At 70.0% G+C, this 15,627-nt stretch carries 16 protein-coding genes; 4 read left to right on the plus strand and 12 right to left on the minus strand.

The features are described 5' to 3' along the window. Positions 1 to 54: 54 nt before the first annotated feature. Positions 55 to 1,179 carry a tRNA 2-thiouridine(34) synthase MnmA gene (mnmA, locus tag OG841_RS14875; protein WP_328641038.1) on the minus strand — a complete coding sequence of 375 codons (1,125 nt, stop codon included), beginning with the start codon at positions 1,177 to 1,179 and terminating at the stop codon, positions 55 to 57. A 60-nt stretch (positions 1,180 to 1,239) separates the two neighbouring features. Here mnmA and OG841_RS14880 point away from each other — a divergent pair, with 60 nt between their 5' ends. Both OG841_RS14880 and OG841_RS14885 read left to right on the plus strand, forming a co-directional pair. Next, positions 1,240 to 1,905 carry an N-acetylmuramoyl-L-alanine amidase gene (locus tag OG841_RS14880; protein ID WP_371565635.1) on the plus strand — a complete coding sequence of 222 codons (666 nt, stop codon included), beginning with the start codon at positions 1,240 to 1,242 and terminating at the stop codon, positions 1,903 to 1,905. Between the two features lie 217 nt (positions 1,906 to 2,122). Beyond that, positions 2,123 to 3,646, plus strand: coding sequence for a multicopper oxidase family protein (locus tag OG841_RS14885; RefSeq protein WP_371565637.1), 1,524 nt, complete (start codon positions 2,123 to 2,125; stop codon positions 3,644 to 3,646). 102 nt (positions 3,647 to 3,748) lie between these two features. On the opposite strand, the gene OG841_RS14890 is transcribed toward OG841_RS14885, so the two are convergent. From OG841_RS14890 to OG841_RS14900, 3 genes are all read right to left on the minus strand, one after another. After that, positions 3,749 to 4,918 carry a cysteine desulfurase family protein gene (locus OG841_RS14890; protein ID WP_371565639.1) on the minus strand — a complete coding sequence of 390 codons (1,170 nt, stop codon included), beginning with the start codon at positions 4,916 to 4,918 and terminating at the stop codon, positions 3,749 to 3,751. A gap of 66 nt (positions 4,919 to 4,984) precedes the next feature. Continuing rightward, positions 4,985 to 5,251 carry a DUF4190 domain-containing protein gene (locus tag OG841_RS14895; protein ID WP_328641034.1) on the minus strand — a complete coding sequence of 89 codons (267 nt, stop codon included), beginning with the start codon at positions 5,249 to 5,251 and terminating at the stop codon, positions 4,985 to 4,987. Positions 5,252 to 5,286: 35 nt separating this feature from the next. Beyond that, on the minus strand, positions 5,287 to 5,451 hold the full coding sequence (locus OG841_RS14900; RefSeq protein WP_328641033.1) for a hypothetical protein: 165 nt from the start codon (positions 5,449 to 5,451) through the stop codon (positions 5,287 to 5,289). A gap of 133 nt (positions 5,452 to 5,584) precedes the next feature. On the opposite strand from OG841_RS14900, the gene OG841_RS14905 reads away from it, so the two are divergent. Beyond that, positions 5,585 to 6,211, plus strand: a complete 627-nt coding sequence (locus OG841_RS14905; RefSeq protein WP_328641032.1) for a TetR family transcriptional regulator — start codon at positions 5,585 to 5,587, stop codon at positions 6,209 to 6,211. 89 nt (positions 6,212 to 6,300) lie between these two features. On the opposite strand, the gene OG841_RS14910 is transcribed toward OG841_RS14905, so the two are convergent. The 3 genes from OG841_RS14910 to OG841_RS14920 form a co-directional block, all read right to left on the minus strand. Further along, complete coding sequence (locus tag OG841_RS14910; protein ID WP_371565642.1) at positions 6,301 to 6,681, minus strand: hypothetical protein; 381 nt, start codon at positions 6,679 to 6,681, stop codon at positions 6,301 to 6,303. A gap of 114 nt (positions 6,682 to 6,795) precedes the next feature. Continuing rightward, positions 6,796 to 7,800, minus strand: coding sequence for a helix-turn-helix transcriptional regulator (locus OG841_RS14915; RefSeq protein WP_328641030.1), 1,005 nt, complete (start codon positions 7,798 to 7,800; stop codon positions 6,796 to 6,798). A 50-nt stretch (positions 7,801 to 7,850) separates the two neighbouring features. Then, positions 7,851 to 8,705 carry a thioesterase family protein gene (locus OG841_RS14920; RefSeq protein WP_365122520.1) on the minus strand — a complete coding sequence of 285 codons (855 nt, stop codon included), beginning with the start codon at positions 8,703 to 8,705 and terminating at the stop codon, positions 7,851 to 7,853. 145 nt (positions 8,706 to 8,850) lie between these two features. On the opposite strand from OG841_RS14920, the gene OG841_RS14925 reads away from it, so the two are divergent. Continuing rightward, on the plus strand, positions 8,851 to 10,071 hold the full coding sequence (locus OG841_RS14925) for an alpha/beta hydrolase (RefSeq protein ID WP_328641028.1): 1,221 nt from the start codon (positions 8,851 to 8,853) through the stop codon (positions 10,069 to 10,071). On the opposite strand, the gene OG841_RS14930 is transcribed toward OG841_RS14925, so the two are convergent. The 5 genes from OG841_RS14930 to OG841_RS14950 form a co-directional block, all read right to left on the minus strand. After that, on the minus strand, positions 9,980 to 10,636 hold the full coding sequence (locus tag OG841_RS14930; protein ID WP_328641027.1) for a trimeric intracellular cation channel family protein: 657 nt from the start codon (positions 10,634 to 10,636) through the stop codon (positions 9,980 to 9,982). The genes OG841_RS14925 and OG841_RS14930 overlap by 92 nt on opposite strands. 23 nt (positions 10,637 to 10,659) lie before the next feature. Beyond that, entirely contained in the window at positions 10,660 to 12,051 is a 1,392-nt protein-coding gene (locus OG841_RS14935) for a M1 family metallopeptidase (protein WP_328641026.1), read from the minus strand. A gap of 97 nt (positions 12,052 to 12,148) precedes the next feature. Beyond that, on the minus strand, positions 12,149 to 13,489 hold the full coding sequence (locus OG841_RS14940) for an ABC transporter ATP-binding protein (RefSeq protein ID WP_371565646.1): 1,341 nt from the start codon (positions 13,487 to 13,489) through the stop codon (positions 12,149 to 12,151). Next, entirely contained in the window at positions 13,486 to 14,577 is a 1,092-nt protein-coding gene (locus tag OG841_RS14945; protein ID WP_371565648.1) for an ABC transporter ATP-binding protein, read from the minus strand. The genes OG841_RS14940 and OG841_RS14945 overlap by 4 nt, the downstream gene beginning before the upstream one ends. Beyond that, the gene (locus OG841_RS14950; RefSeq protein ID WP_328641023.1) at positions 14,574 to 15,581 is read right to left on the minus strand and encodes an ABC transporter permease; all 1,008 of its coding nucleotides are present in this window, start codon (positions 15,579 to 15,581) and stop codon (positions 14,574 to 14,576) included. The genes OG841_RS14945 and OG841_RS14950 overlap by 4 nt, the downstream gene beginning before the upstream one ends. Positions 15,582 to 15,627: the final 46 nt, after the last annotated feature.

Raw genomic sequence — 15,627 nt, forward strand, 5'->3', positions numbered from 1 at the left:
CGCAGGTCGGCGGGTGGGGGCGGCCGTGGGCCGTGTCAGTGGCCGACGGAGGCCTCAGGCCACGCCCGCCGTCACCCGCACCGTGGTCGCGATCGTCGCCGAACCCACCACGCGCGTGCCGTCGTACAGCACGATCGCCTGGCCGGGGGCCACCCCGCGCACGGGCTCGGCGAAGGAGACCTCCAGGGTGCTGTCCACCAGCTCCGCGGTGACCTCGGTCTCGCCGCCGTGGGCTCGGAGCTGGGCCGTGTAGGTGCCGGGGCCCGTCGGGGACGCGCCGCACCAGCGGGGCTTGATCGCGGTCAGGGCGTTCACGTCCAGCGCGGCGGCCGGGCCGACCGTCACCGTGTTGTTCACCGGTGAGATGTCGAGGACATAGCGCGGCTTGCCGTCGGCGGCCGGGGTGCCGATCCTGAGGCCCTTGCGCTGGCCGATGGTGAAGCCGTACGCACCCTCGTGGGAGCCGATCTTCGCGCCCGACTCATCGACGATGTCGCCCTCCGCCCTGCCGAGGCGCGAGGCGAGGAAACCCTGGGTGTCGCCGTCGGCGATGAAGCAGATGTCGTGCGAGTCGGGCTTCTTGGCGACCGCCAGACCCCGCCGCTCGGCCTCGGCACGGATCTCGTCCTTGGTGGTGACCGTGTCGCCGAGCGGGAACAGGGCGTGCGCCAGTTGCTTCTCGTCCAGGACACCGAGGACGTACGACTGGTCCTTCGCCATGTCGGAGGCGCGGTGCAGCTCGCGGGAGCCGTCCGTGAGCGTGACGACCTTCGCGTAGTGGCCCGTGCACACCGCGTCGAAGCCCAGCGCGAGCGCCTTGTCGAGCAGGGCGGCGAACTTGATCTTCTCGTTGCACCGCAGGCAGGGGTTGGGGGTGCGGCCGGCCTCGTACTCGGCGACGAAGTCCTCGACGACGTCCTCGCGGAAGCGGTCGGCGAGGTCCCAGACGTAGAACGGGATGCCGATGACGTCGGCGGCGCGGCGGGCGTCGCGTGAGTCCTCGATGGTGCAACAGCCACGCGCGCCCGTGCGGAAGGATTGAGGGTTCGCGGAGAGCGCTAGGTGGACGCCGGTCACATCATGGCCGGCTTCGGCGGCGCGGGCGGCGGCGACGGCGGAGTCGACTCCTCCGGACATGGCGGCGAGTACACGAAGAGGGCGCGGCGTGGTGTCAGTCATAACCCCTCCAGGGTACGGGGGCGCGGGAACCGAAGCTCACGAGTATCCGTTGACGATCGCATGGGGGAGAAACAGGCATCCGCGGACGGCGACCGGCGCATCGGGCGGCGGGCCCTGCTCATCGGCGGGACGGCGGCGGCCGTGGGCTCGGCGGTGCTGGCCCGCGACGAGTTGGCGCGGCTGTGGTGGCGGACGCCGGGTGTGGAGAAACCGCGTGTCGAAGGCGCGGTCGACTTCCGCGGCGCGCAGTGGGTGGCGGCCTCCGACGCGAACTGGCGGCGGGCGGACCGGCCCGACGACTACGGCATAGACATGGTGGTCATCCATGTCACCCAGGGCAGCTTCGCCGGCGCGGTGAAGGTGTTCCAGGACCCGGGGCACGGCGCGGCGGCGCACTACATCGTCCGCAAGGACGGGCACATCACGCAGATGATCCGCGAGCTGGACGTGGCGTATCACGCGGGCAACCGCGCCTACAACGAACGCAGTGTGGGCATCGAGCACGAGGGATTCGTCGACCGGCCCGAGGACTTCACGGACGAGATGTACGCGGCCTCGGCGCGGCTGACGGCCGGGATATGCGCGCGGTACGCCATACCCGTCGACCGCGAGCACATCATCGGCCATGTGGAGGTGCCGGGCACGGATCACACCGACCCGGGCGCGCACTGGGACTGGGAGCGGTACATGCGGCTGGTGCGGAAGGTGCCGAGTGCCTCCGCGTAGCTACGAACATCCCGTAGCTACGAACATCCCGCTTGGGTATGAACATTCGGCCGAGACCGCACGCCCGACATGTCCCACATCCCAATCATGACCTGCGGGTCGGCAACTTGGCTTTTCTTCAAGGGAGTTGACCCGGGACCCGCCCTCACAGCTTCCCGGGCTCGCACCTAGCTTCACCTCAGTCCTCACACAGCCCTTGGGTCGAGGCTCCCCGGCCATGACACACACCACAGACGGCCTGGGGGCCAAGCCCGAGCACTCCAAGGAGAGCCGAGGCCACAAGAAGGGTCTGCACCGGCGGAAGTTCCTCGGTGGGATGGCCGGGGTGGGCCTCGGGGCCGTGGGGGCGGCAGGCGCCGCGTTTTCCCTGCTGACCGAGGGCACCCGCAGCAAGGCGGCCGCCGCGACGGACGGCACCCTCACCATTCCGGACCTGCTGGAGGGCACCACCACCAACGGCACCACCACCTTCACCCTGGCGGCACAGACCGGCACCGCCGAGGTGCTCAGCGGCGTCACCAGCAGCACCGCGGGTTACAACCAGTCGTTCCTCGGCCCCACTTTGAAGTGGACCAAGGGCGACACCGTGCTGCTGAACATCACCAACAGCCTCACCGAGGACACCACCGTCCACTTCCACGGCGCCCATGTCCCGCCCAAAATGGACGGCGGCCCGCAGAACGCCTTCTCCGCCGGGACGACCTGGTCCCCCACCTTCACGGTCCTGGACGAGGCCAAGACCCTCTGGTACCACCCGCACGCCCTGGGCACCACGGCCAAGCAGGCCACCCACGGCCTGGCCGGGATGATCATCGTCGAGGACGACTCCGACACGTCCGCCGCACTGCCCGGCGACTACGGCGTCGACGACATCCCGCTCGTCTTCCAGTGCCTGGCCGTGGACGGCGCCGGCGACATCAAGTACGACCAGAGCGGCTATCTCAGCTCCGGTCTCAGCTTCCCGCTGCTGGTGAACGGCGAGAACGTCGACGACACCACGCTCGCCTTCGCCGCCACCAAGACCCGCAACCGCTTCCGCGCGCTCAACGCCTCGCCGTCGGACATCATCACCCTCCAGCGCAGCGACGGCGGCACGCTGACCCAGATCGCCACGGACCAGGGCTATCTGACGGAGGCGGCCGAGGTGACCACCATCCGTCTGGTGGCCGGCGCCCGCGCCGAGTTCGTCATGGACGTCAGCGAGGACGTCACGCTCCAGGCCGTGATCACGACGGGCTGGATCCGCGGCGGCTCCGGTACGTACGACTTCCTCACCGTCACCGCGGGCGGCACCGACACCCCGGACGACCTACCGAGCTCGCTCAACACCATCGAGCGGTACGACACCTCCGACTTCACGGCGCGCACCATCACCCTCAGCAACACGGGCGCGACCATGAAGATCAACGGCTCTGCCGGGCTCACCACGGCCGGCATGACCATGATCAGCACCACGCTGGGCGCGAAGGAGATATGGACGGTCACCAACGCCAGCCAGCTGGAGCACTCGTTCCATCTGCACGACGTCCCCTACCAGCTCGTCTCGATCAACGGTAAGGAGCCGACCGGCGTCGACCTCGGCTGGTACGACACGTTCGAGGTCGTCGGCGGCGGCGAGATCGTGATCGCGATGGAGTTCACCGACTTCGCCGACGACACGTACATGTACATGCTCCACTGCCATCTGCTCCAGCACGAGGACGAGGGGATGATGGCCTCCCTCATGGTCACGGAGAGCTGACCGGAACGGACGGTCTCTCCACAGCCACAGCCACAGCCACAGCCACAGCCACAGCCACAGCCACAGCCACAGCCACAGAAAGGATGTCCTGCTGCGGCGGCGCTACGTCAGTCCCGCCGCGCGGGCCCGTTCCACCGCCGGGCCGATGGCCTTCGCGACCGCCTCGATGTCCGCCTCGGTGGAGGTGTGGCCGAGGGAGAAGCGGAGGGTGCCGCGGGCCAGGTCGGGCTCGGTGCCGGTGGCCAGCAGGACGTGGCTGGGCTGGGCCACGCCCGCGGTGCAGGCGGAGCCGGTGGAGCACTCGATGCCCTGGGCGTCCAGGAGCAGCAGCAGGGAGTCGCCCTCGCAGCCGGGGAAGGTGAAGTGGGCGTTGGCCGGGAGACGACCCCCGGGCGCCGGGTCGCCGCCGAGGATCGCGTCCGGGACCGCCGTACGCACCGCCTCGACCAGGGCGTCGCGCAGGGCGCCGATCTCGAGCTCGAACCACTCGCGCTGTTCGGCGGCGAGGCGGCCGGCCACCGCGAAGGAGGCGATGGCGGGGACGTCGAGGGTGCCGGAGCGGACGTGGCGCTCCTGGCCGCCGCCGTGCAGGACGGGGACGGGGGTCCACTCGCGGCCGAGGACCAGGGCCCCGATGCCGTACGGGCCGCCGATCTTGTGACCGGAGACCGTCATCGCGGCGAGGCCGGAGGCGGCGAAGTCGACGGGGACCTGGCCGAAGGCCTGGACGGCGTCGGCGTGCAGCGGGACACCGAACTCCGCGGTGACGTCGGCGAGTTCACGGACCGGCAGGACCGTGCCGATCTCGTTGTTGGCCCACATGACCGTGGCCAGGGCGACGTCGTCGGGGTCGCGGGCGATCGCCGCGCGCAGGGCGTCGGGGTGGACCCGGCCGTACGTGTCGACGGGGAGGTACTCGACGGTGGCGCCCTCGTGTTCGCCGAGCCAGTGGACGGCGTCGAGGACGGCGTGGTGTTCGACGGGGCTCGCGAGCACCCGCGTCCTTGCGGGGTCCGCGTCGCGCCGGGACCAGTACAGGCCCTTCACGGCGAGGTTGTCGGCCTCCGTGCCGCCGGAGGTGAAGACGATCTCGCTGGGCCGGGCGCCGAGCGCCTCCGCGAGGGTCTCGCGGGATTCCTCGACCGTGCGGCGGGCCTTGCGGCCGGATGCGTGGAGGGAAGAGGCGTTGCCGGTGGCGCCGAGATGCGCGGTGAGTGCCTCGACCGCCTCGGGGAGCATCGGGGTGGTCGCGGCGTGGTCGAGGTATGCCATGGTGACGCCGATTCTACGGGTCGCGGGTGAGCACCCTCAGGCCAGGACCAGCCGCTGCCGAAGGCCTCAGAGGTTCCAGGACACCGTGCTGTCGAACTGCATGAACGCCACCAGGACCAGCAGGTCGGCCACGCCGAGGCCGAGGCCCAGGTAGGCACGGCCGCGGCGGGCGGTGCCGCGCCACAGGGCCACCGAGGCCAGGACGATGGCGATGGGGCCGAGGAAGACATTGAGGACGAGGAGGCCGAGGAGGCCGAGGACGAAGGACGCCACGGCCATGCCGTCGGCATCGCGGGCGCCGGTGCGGGAGGTGGCCTGCGCGGTGAGCTGCATGGTGATCAGTGCTCCTGGGGACGGTGGGGCGGGGGTCAGTGGGCCGAGGTGCGGCGGCGGGCGTGGCGCTCGCGGAGCGCGAAGATGCCCAGCCAGGCGGCGATCACGACGGCGGTGACGGCGGTGAAGGTGAGCGGTGCGTGGGCGACGGTGCCCAGGACCACGCCGAGCAGCATGAGTGCGGCGACGAGGAACAGCATGGGACGGATCCCCCTCCGAGATGACTGTCGTTACGTTTGGGTGAACAGTTGTAGTTACAGTTGTTCACTGACTCCAGAGTCTAGCGTGTCACACGGCTTTCCAATTACGGAGAACAGTTGTTAACTGGATGACATGAGTCACACCCTCGGCATCCGGCAGGCACAGAAGCAGAAGACCCGACAGGCACTCCTGGACGCGGCGTTGGCCCTGCTGGAGGAGCAGAGCCTGAGCAGCCTCGGCCTGCGCGAGGTCACGCGTGCCGTCGGCGTCGCCCCGACCGCCTTCTACCGGCACTTCCGCTCCATCGCGGATCTCGGCGCGGCCCTGGTCGAGGAGGCGCTGGGCAGCCTGCACCCGATGATCCGGACGACGGTGTCCGCGTCCGACGACCACGCCCAACGCATCAAGCGTGCCATCGAGTTGATCGCCGGTCATGTGGACGCGTACCCCGCACATGTCCGTTTTATCGCCCGGGAGCGACATGGCGGTGTCCAGCCGGTCCGGGAGGCCATCCGGGACCAACTCGCCCGGTTCGGGCAGGAGGTGAAGGAAGAGCTGGCCAAGGACCCGGTGTCCGAAGGCTGGAGCGAGGACGACCTGCTCATGCTGGCCAACCTGTACGTCGACCAGATGCTGATCACGGCCTCACTGTTCCTGGAGGCCCTGGAGGCGTCCCCGGAGGAGCGGGAGCGCGTCTGCCAGGTGGCGGAGCATCAGATGCGCCTGATCAGCATCGGCCGCGAACACTGGCTGGACTAGGACCTGTCCACCGGCACCCCGCCCGGGCAACGCACAGGGGCGGCACCCCCGTTCGCCGGGAGCACCGCCCCTGTCGTACGACGTCGGTGTCAGCTCTTCGTCGCCGCCGCACTCGGCGCGCCGCTGGGCGCACCGCTCGGGGCCGCGCCGCCACCGGGGCCGCCGCAGCCGCCCATGCCGCCGGGGCCGCGCTGACCGCCCTGACCGCCGCCGGGACCGCCGCTCGGCATCCCGGAGGGGATGCCGCTGGGCGCGCCCGACGGCCGTGCGGTGGCGTTGCGGGTCGGGGCGCCCGAGGGGGCACCGCTCGGCATTCCGGACGCGTTGCCGGTGGGCGCCTGACAGTTCTGCTGCCCGCCCGAGTTGCCGCTCTTCGAGGTCGACGACGAGTCGCCCGAGCCACAGGCCACCAGGGCGAGGGGCGAGAGCGCCAACAGGGCCACGGCGGGGAGAAGACGCACACGCTTCATGAGAGACAGCTCCAGGGAGAATGAGGAAGTCCTGAGGTCGGGAACTCTCGCAACGGCCCCTGAGGCTTCGTTGAGTCCGGCCTGTCCCCCGCCTGTGCGCCAGGCAAAGCGCGGCTAAAGCAGCTCCTCCGAGCTGGGGTTCTGCGCGGAACGCTCACCTACTCGCTGGTACAAGCCCGTGACAGAAGCGGCCGCGCGGGCCACCTCCGCACGCACCTCGGGCGGCGAGAGCACCTCCACCCGGTCGGAGAACTGCAGGAGTTGACGGGCTTCGCCGACCACGCCGAGGGACAGCCGGGCCGTCACCCACCCGCTCTCGCCGCCGTCCTCGGGGAGTTCGGCGAGATACGGGGCCATCAGCCGCAGAAACAGGTCGAGTCGGTCGCGGCGGACCCGGACGGTGACGTCGATACCGCCGGGGCGCTCCTCGACCCGGCGGCGCAACACCTCCCAGGCGTCGGCGAGTTCGACACCGGGCCGGCGCTTCACGGGATCGTCCAGAAGAGCCGCGGAGTGCACCCGGTCCGCCCGGAACAGCCGGGGCAGGCCGCGCCGGTCGGCGACCAGGTACCAGACGCCCGCCTTGGCGACGAGACCGTACGGGTCGACGGTGTACGTGCGGGTCTCCCGCTCCCCGCTGTGCCGGTAGCGCAGCCGCAGCCGCCGGTCGGCGAAGACCGCGTCCTGAAGGGTCGCCAGATCCACGGACCGCTGTGGTCCGCCCTTCCAGCGGGTGGCGTCGACCAGGATGCGGCGTGAGGTGGCCTCGGCGGCCGGGCGGTGCGGTGCGGGCAGCGCGGCCATCACCTTGCGCAGCGCCGAGCCGAGGGCGGAGTCCAGGCCGAGGGCCGCGTGGGCGCCCTGGGCGGCCAGGATGAACAGGGCGCGGGACTCGTCGGCGGTCAGACCGGTGACGTCCGTACGGAAGCCGGCGAGGAGTTCGACGCCGCCGTGTCGCCCGCGCTCGGCGTAGACCGGGACACCTGAGGTGGAGAGGGCCTCGATGTCCCGGTAGATGGTGCGGACGGAGACCTCCAGCCGGGCGGCGAGTTCGGAGGCGGTGACGCGGCCGCGGGTCTGGAGCAGGAGCAGGATCGACAGGAGACGGTCGGACTTCACCGGGACAGGATCTCGCGTGACCCGTCGCCGTGGCCGCACCCCTGGGTGGGTCAGGGCAGCCTGACCCTGGCCAGCTGACGCGACTGTGCCACCAACCGGTCCGCGCTGTCCCAGACCTCCGCGTCCTCCTCCAGGAAGCCGCCGGCGAGGTTGCGGGTGGTGATGGAGACGCGCAGCGGGCCCGGTGCCGGGCGGCAGCGGACGTGGACGGTGAGCTCCACCGTGGGCACCCAGCCGTTGATGCCGATCTCGAAGGCGGTGGGCGGGAGCGCGTCCACCGCGAGGAGCAGCGAGAAGGGGTCGGCGTCGCGGCCGTCGGCGAGCCCGAACCAGGACCGCATCTCGCCCTTGCCGGACGGGGCGCCGAGGGCCCAGCCCAGGGTCGAGGGGTCCAGCTTGAGCATCAGCCGGTCGGTGATGGCGGAGCTGCCCTCGACGGGGGCAGGGCCGTCCTCGGGGCCGAAGCACTGGTCCATCGGCGGGATCACCGGCGGCTTCGCCGTCGTACGGACGTCGTCGGGGAGGGAGTCGAGGTCGCCGTAGGAGGCGAGGACGCGGATGCGCTCGACCTCCTTGCCCGCCTCGTCGTACTGGAAGAGCGCGGCCTGGCCGGTGGAGAGGGTGCGGCCGGTGCGGACCACGTCCGTGCGGATCACTGCGGGTCCGGGCTGGGACGCGGTCAGGTAGTGCGCGGAGATCGTGAACGGGTCGGCGTGCGGCAGGGCGTCCGCGAGGGCGCGGCCCAGGACCGCCAGCAGGTAGCCGCCGTTGACGGCGCTGATGATCGTCCAGCCCGCGGAGAGGTCGATGTCGTAGACGCCGGGTGCGCGGCGGGTGACCGCGGTGTCCCGGTCGAACTCGCTGTCGCCGATGGTGGCACGCGTGGCGGAGGCTGCTTCTGGCATGCCTGAACGGTACAACAACTAACTACTAAGCGGTAGCTTTTCTCAGGTCACCGACAGGCCTGTCCAGGTGAGACCCGGGCAATTCTTCGGTAAGTGTCCGTACTCGTCCGTAAACCCCTGTCCCGGCATCCCCCTCTACAGGGACATGAGCCTCACCGGGACCGCGTTCCTCTACACGCTGATCGTGCTGTCCGTCGTCGCCCTCGTGCTGCCGCTCGCCCTGTGGTCGCGGCTGCGGGGCCCCCGGATCGCACGCGCCGCCGCCCGCGTACTGATGGTGCTGTTCGCCCAGGGCACGGCCGTCGGCCTCGTCTTCGCGGTGGTCAACAACCAGAACAACCTGTACGACAACTGGGCCGACCTGCTCGGCACCGGCAACCACGTCCAGCAGGCCGCGAACCTGGGCGCCGACGGCACCGGCGGCATCTCGCTGAAACGGTTGCCCAGGGTGGAGCAGCACTTCACGAAGGCCACCGGACCCGGCATGCACGGCGTACGGGTGACCCAGCTCAAGGGCCGGGTCTCGGGTGTGGACGCCGAGGTCTACGTCTGGCTGCCGCCGCAGTACGGCACACCCGCCTACCGGCACCACAAGTTCCCCGTGGTGGAACTGCTGTCGGGCTATCCGGGCTCGGCGAAGGCCTGGTTCGGGTCACTGCACGCGGTGAACCAGCTGCGGCCGCTGATGCGGGAGGGCCGGGTGGCGCCCTTCATCCTGGTCGCCCCGCGCATGAACCTGCTGGCCGGGGTGGACACCGGCTGCGCCAACATCACGGGCACGGTGAACGCCGACACCTGGCTCAGCGTCGACGTGCCGAAGATGGTCACCGACAACTTCCGCGCCCAGACCGGTCCCGCGGGCTGGGCGGTGGCCGGGTACTCGGCGGGCGGGCACTGCGCGACGAAGCTCGCCGTCGCCCACCCCGACCGCTACCGGGCCGCGGTCAGCATGTCGGGCTACAACGACCCGATCGGCGAACGCAATTCGCTGGCCGCCGAGACGCCCGCCCTGCGCCGCGCCAACAACCCCTACCTGCTGCTGCGCGAGGCCCGCACCCCACCCGCGATCGCGCTCTACCAGTCCGGCCAGCCGGGCGACGGCTACGAGGCGGCCACCGGTCTCGAACAGATCGCGAAGGCGCCGACCACCGTGCACGTCGTCTACGTCCCGAAGAGCGCGGGCGGCCACAACATGGCGTTGTGGCGGCCGCAGGTGGTCCCGGCGTTCCAGTGGCTGACCGAGGAGATGGGGCTGCTGCACGGCAAGGCGGGCACTACTCCTCACGCACGGTCGAGCGCCGGTTCCAGGCCCGCGGAGCTCGCCAGTGGAACCGCATCGCGAGCAGGCGCAGTACGAAAGCCGTGAGGGCCGCGAGCCCGCTGGTGAACGGGGAGAGCACGTCGTAACGGATGCACAGGGCGGCCATGGTGGCGCCGACGATCGCCGGGACCGCGTACAGGTCGCGGTCCCACCGCAGCAGCGAGGGCACCTCGTTGGCGAGCACGTCCCGCAGGACACCGCCGCCGACGGCGGTGGCGAGGCCGAGGGTGGCGGACTGGGTGAGGCCGAGCCCGTACTCGTAGGCCTTCGTCGTGCCGGCGACGCAGAACAGGCCGAGGCCGGCCGCGTCGAAGACGTTCACGCCGGCCTGGATGCGCTCCACGTGCGGGTGCAGGAAGAAGACCAGGAGGGCGGCGAGCAGCGGGGTGATGAAGTAGCCCAGGTCCGAGAAGGCGGCGGGCGGTACCGCGCCGATGATCAGGTCCCGGAACAGCCCTCCGCCCAGCGCGGTGACCTCGGCGAGGACGGCCATGCCGAAGACGTCGAAGTTCTTGCGGACGGCCAGCAGCGCGCCGGAGATGGCGAACACGAAGATGCCGACGAGGTCGAGCGTGTGCTGGACGGAGGGGCTGAACAGTTGCTGGAGCACACCGCATTCTTGCGCAGGGGCTTTTACAGGGCAGGTTTGCCCGTCGTGAAGAGCCAGGTGCGGAACAGGTCGTCGAGCTGCCGGCCGCTGACCTTCTCCGCGAGCCGGATGAAGTCGGCGGTGTCGGCGTTGCCGTACCGGTGGAGCTTGGTCCAGGCCGGCAGCAGCTTGAAGAACGCCTTGTCGCCGATCCGTTCGCGCAGCACCTGGAGGGTCATCGCGCCGCGCTGGTAGACCGCGGACGCGAACATCGTGTCGCGCTGCGGGTCGCCGACGGTGATCTGCCAGAACGGGTTGTCGGCGGGGCGGGCGTCGTAGCCGGCGAGGAAGGAGTCGTGGGCGCTGCGGGTGCCCTTGTGCTCGGCCCACAGCCACTGGGCGTAGGTGGCGAAGCCCTCGTTGAGCCAGATGTCCTTCCAGTGCGCGACGGAGACCGAGTCACCGAACCACTGGTGGGCGAGCTCGTGCACGATCGTGGTCTCGTTGCGCACCGCCGAGTACACCGGCTTCGACTGCACCTCCAGCGAGAACCCCGCCTGCGGCATGTCGTCGACGATCGCGCCGGTCTCCTCGAAGGGGTACGGCCCGAAGACCTGCGACCAGTAGTCGGTGGCCTCGGCGGTCACGCCGTACACGTCGACGTTGTTGCTGTTCTGCAGCACCGGGTCGATGGCGGTGTAGATGGGGATGCCGCCGGGGGTCTTCCCGGTGCGTACGTCGAACTTCCCGATGGTGGCGGTCGCGAGGTAGGTCGCCATCGGCTTCTTCTCGCGCCAGTGGGTGTACGTCGAACCACCCTTGTCGTACGTCGACACGAGCCGGCCGTTGGAGACCGCGGTCAGGCCCTTGGGGGTTCTGATGCGGATGTCGTAGGTGGCCTTGTCGGAGGGGTGGTCGCTGGACGGGAACCACGTCGAGGCGGCGTTGGGTTCACAGGCGACGAACACGCCGTCGGGGGTCTTCATCCAGCCGTAGTCGGAGCCGAAGACGATGGGGCCGCTGAGGGGTTCGGGGACGCCGCCATAGGTGACGGCGACCGTGAAGTCGTGGCCCTTGCGCAGGGATTGGCGCGGGCTGATGCGGATCTCGTCGCCGTCGCGGGTGAACTGGGCGCGTCTGCCGTTCACTTCGACTCTCGTGACCTCGAGCTTCTGGAGGTCCAGGTCGAAGGAGGAGAGGTTCCGGGTGGCGCGGGCGGTGAGTGTCGTACGGCCGTCCAGACGGTCGGTGTCCGGGTTGTACGCCACGTCGAGGGTGTAGTGGCGGGCGTCGAAGCCGCCGTTGCCGAGGTTCGGGAAGTAGGGGTCGCCGATGCCGGGGGCGCCGGGTTTCGGGCCCGGGGCGGCGGCGATGACAAAGAAGGAAGCCACCGCCGTGACGGTGGCTCCTAAGCGTGCCGAACGGGAGAGTTTCATGAGCCGTCCCTTTCGAGCGTGTACCGATCAGTCGGACACGGACGACTCTTCACTCTCCCGTTCGGGCATGTGCATGACTTTGCCAACTCGTCATGCGCTACTTGTCAGTTGGGTCCTGACGGTCGGCTTCCGGTTCCGTGGTCGCCTCGCCGGTCTGCAACGGTGCCGCGGGGGCGGTTCTGGCACCCGGGCCCGTCTTCGCAGCCGTGGCCTCGACGTCCGCCGCGGCCTCCGGCTCCGGCTTCTTCGCCGAGTCCGCCGTCTTCCCGGCAGCCTCGGCGTCGCCCCCCTGGGCGGGCTCCGCCTCCGCCGCCACCGCCGCCGACTCCGCGAGGACCTCCCCGGCGACCAGCCCGGCCGCCTCCTTGGCCACGGACAACAGAACCGTGTCCTGGGGAGCCTGGTCCGCGAAGTTCTCCGGGTGGTGGCAGGCCACGCGCTGGCCGGGACGCAGCTCGATCAGCTGGGGCTCGGTCGTGCTGCAGATCTCCGTGGCCTTCCAGCACCTGGTGTGGAAGCGGCAGCCCGAGGGCGGGGAGATCGGGGACGGGACGTCGCCGCGCAGCAGGATGCGCTCCGACTTGGCGCCGCGGCGCTTCGGGTCCGGCACCGGGACCGCCGACATCAGGGCCTTGGTGTACGGGTGCATCGGCGCCTCGTACAGCGAGGTGCGGTCGGCGAGTTCGACGATCTTGCCGAGGTACATCACCGCGATGCGGTCCGAGACATGCCGTACGACGGACAGGTCGTGCGCGATGATCACGTACGTGAGGCCGAGCTCCTCCTGGAGGTCGTCCATCAGGTTCACGACCTGCGCCTGGATCGACACGTCGAGGGCCGAGACCGGCTCGTCCGCCACGACCAGCTTGGGCTTCAGGGCCAGTGCGCGCGCGATGCCGATGCGCTGGCGCTGGCCGCCCGAGAACTCGTGCGGGTAGCGGTTGTAGTGCTCGGGGCTGAGGCCCACCAGCTCCAACAGACGCTGGACCTCCTTCTTCACCCCGCCCTCGGGCTCCACGCCCTGGAGCCGGAACGGCGCCGAGACGATGCCGCCGATGGTGTGCCGGGGGTTCAGGGAGCCGTACGGGTCCTGGAAGATCATCTGGATGTCCCGCCGCAGCGGACGCATCCCGGCCGCGTTCAGCCGCGTGATGTCCTGGCCCTCGAAGTGGATCGAACCGCCGGTCGGCTCCTGGAGGCGGGTGATGACCCGGCCCATGGTCGACTTGCCGCAGCCCGACTCGCCGACCACGCCGAGCGTCTCGCCCTTGCGCACCTCGAAGTCGATGCCGTCGACCGCCTTGACCGCACCCACCTGGCGCTGGAGGACGCCCTTGCGGATCGGGAAGTGCTTCTGGAGGCCCTCGACCTTGAGAAGTATCTCGCGCTCGTCGGGGGCGGCCGTCACGTCCGCGTCCGTCTTCTTCGTCTCACTCACAGCTTCGGCGCAATCTCTTCGGTCCAGATCCGCGTGCGGTCCTCCGGCGAGAGGTGGCACGCGGAGTAGTGCCCGCCGCCGACCTGCTGGAGCTCCGGGCGCACGGTACGGGTGACATCGCCCTTGGGGATGTCCGCGTACGGGCAGCGGGGGTGGAAGGCGCAGCCCGAGGGGACGTTGATGAGGCTCGGCGGCTGACCCTTGACGGGGATGAGCCGCTCGGAGGTCTCCCGGTCGATGCGCGGCATCGAGCCGAGCAGACCCCAGGTGTACGGGTGTTGCGGCCGCTCGAAGACGTCGTCGACGCTGCCCCGCTCCACGCACCGGCCGCCGTACATCACCAGCACGTCGTCGGCGATCTCGGCGACCACACCCAGGTCGTGGGTGATGAGGACGACCGCGGAGCCGAACTCCTTCTGCAGGTCCCGGATGAGGTCGAGGATCTGCGCCTGGACGGTGACGTCGAGGGCGGTCGTCGGCTCGTCCGCGATCAGCAGCTCGGGGTTGTTGACAAGCGCCATGGCGATCATCGCGCGCTGGCGCATACCGCCGGAGAACTCGTGCGGGTAACCGTCCACGCGCTTGGCCGGCTCGGGAATGCCGACCCGGTCGAGCATCTCTATCGCCCGCTTGCGAGCGATCTTCTTGCTGACGTCGTGGTGGACGCGGTACGCCTCCACGATCTGGTTGCCGATCGTGTAGTACGGGTGCATCGCGGACAGCGGGTCCTGGAAGATCATCGCCATCTCGCGACCGCGCAGCCGGCGCACCTCGTCCGGGTCGGCGGAGACCAGCTCCTTGCCGTCCAGCCAGATCTCGCCGGACATCTGCACGTGCTTGCCCTGTGCCCCGAGCCGGTGCAGGCCCATGATCGCCAGCGAGGTGACGGACTTGCCGGAACCGGACTCGCCCACGATGCAGAGGGTCTTGCCCTTCTCCACCTGGAAGCTGAGCCCGTCGACGGACTTGACCAGGCCGTCGTCGGTCGGGAAGTGCACCTTGAGGTCGCGGACCGCGAGGAAGGCGTCGGGGGCGTTCCCCGGAGCCGGCTCGCCCAGGGCGGCACCGGTCTTGGAGAGTTCGGTCACGAGAGCCTCACCCGCGGGTCGGCGGCGGCGTACAACAGGTCCACCAGGAGATTTGCGATCACGACGAAGAAGGCGGCGAGCAGGGTGACGCCGAGGATCGGGGGCAGGTCGTTGTCGGTGATGCCCTGCACCGCGTACTGGCCGATGCCGGGCAGCGAGAACACCGTCTCGGTGATCACGGCGCCGCCGAGCAGCAGGCCCAGGTCCATGCCGAAGACGGTGATGATCGGGGTCAGCGCGGCGCGCAGCCCGTGCCGGGCGACGACGTTGCGCTCCCGCAGGCCCTTGGCGCGGGCCGTGCGGATGAAGTCCTCGTTCATCGTCTCCAGCATGCCCGAGCGGGTCAGCCGCGCGTAGATGGCGGAGTACAGCAGGGCGAGCGAGCACCAGGCCGGGAAGAGCGTGTTCGCCCACTGGGCCGGGTTCTCGGTGAACGGCACATAGGTCCGTCCGAAGATCGGCCACTGGTAGGTGAAGAGCAGCAGGGCCAGGTTGCCCGTGAAGAACATGGGCAGCGAGACACCGGCGAGCGCGACGCCCATGAAGGAGCGGTCGAAGAAGCTGCGGGGCTTGAGCGCGGAGATCACACCGATCACCACGCCGGACACCAGCCACATCACGGCGGCACCGGCGGCCAGCGAGACGGTCACCGGAAGGCGCGAGGTGAGCTGCGGCCACACCGCGACGTGGTTCTTGAAGGAGTAGCCGAAGCACGGCGCGTCACAGTGCGCCGTCGTGGGGCCCAGGTTGTAGGTGGCGCCGGACACGATCCCCTTGATGAAGTGCCAGTACTGGGCATACAGGGGCTCGTCCAGACCGAGGTTCTGCTTGACTGCGGCGATGTCGGCCTTCGTCGGACTCTTTCCGATGTACTGCTGCGCGAGCTGGTCGGCGGTCTGGCCGGCCATCCGCGGCAGCAGGAAGAAGATCGCGAAGGTGACCGCGGTGACGACCAGCAGCAGGATCACTGCCGCGAACGTCCGACGGAGGATGTACGAGATCACGGGGACCGGCGCTGGTGCCCGCGGGCCGCGAGGCCCACGGGCACCA

The organism is Streptomyces canus, assembly GCF_041435015.1.
Classification (GTDB): Bacteria; Actinomycetota; Actinomycetes; order Streptomycetales; family Streptomycetaceae; genus Streptomyces; species Streptomyces canus_G.

Coding starts and splice junctions, on each gene's coding strand:
- mnmA (WP_328641038.1), bottom strand. CDS start 1,179: ATGACTGACACCACGCCGCGCCCTCTTCGTGTACTCGCCGCCATGTCC.
- OG841_RS14880 (WP_371565635.1), top strand. CDS start 1,240: ATGGGGGAGAAACAGGCATCCGCGGACGGCGACCGGCGCATCGGGCGG.
- OG841_RS14885 (WP_371565637.1), top strand. CDS start 2,123: ATGACACACACCACAGACGGCCTGGGGGCCAAGCCCGAGCACTCCAAG.
- OG841_RS14890 (WP_371565639.1), bottom strand. CDS start 4,918: ATGGCATACCTCGACCACGCCGCGACCACCCCGATGCTCCCCGAGGCG.
- OG841_RS14895 (WP_328641034.1), bottom strand. CDS start 5,251: ATGCAGCTCACCGCGCAGGCCACCTCCCGCACCGGCGCCCGCGATGCC.
- OG841_RS14900 (WP_328641033.1), bottom strand. CDS start 5,451: ATGCTGTTCCTCGTCGCCGCACTCATGCTGCTCGGCGTGGTCCTGGGC.
- OG841_RS14905 (WP_328641032.1), top strand. CDS start 5,585: ATGAGTCACACCCTCGGCATCCGGCAGGCACAGAAGCAGAAGACCCGA.
- OG841_RS14910 (WP_371565642.1), bottom strand. CDS start 6,681: ATGAAGCGTGTGCGTCTTCTCCCCGCCGTGGCCCTGTTGGCGCTCTCG.
- OG841_RS14920 (WP_365122520.1), bottom strand. CDS start 8,705: ATGCCAGAAGCAGCCTCCGCCACGCGTGCCACCATCGGCGACAGCGAG.
- OG841_RS14925 (WP_328641028.1), top strand. CDS start 8,851: ATGAGCCTCACCGGGACCGCGTTCCTCTACACGCTGATCGTGCTGTCC.
- OG841_RS14935 (WP_328641026.1), bottom strand. CDS start 12,051: ATGAAACTCTCCCGTTCGGCACGCTTAGGAGCCACCGTCACGGCGGTG.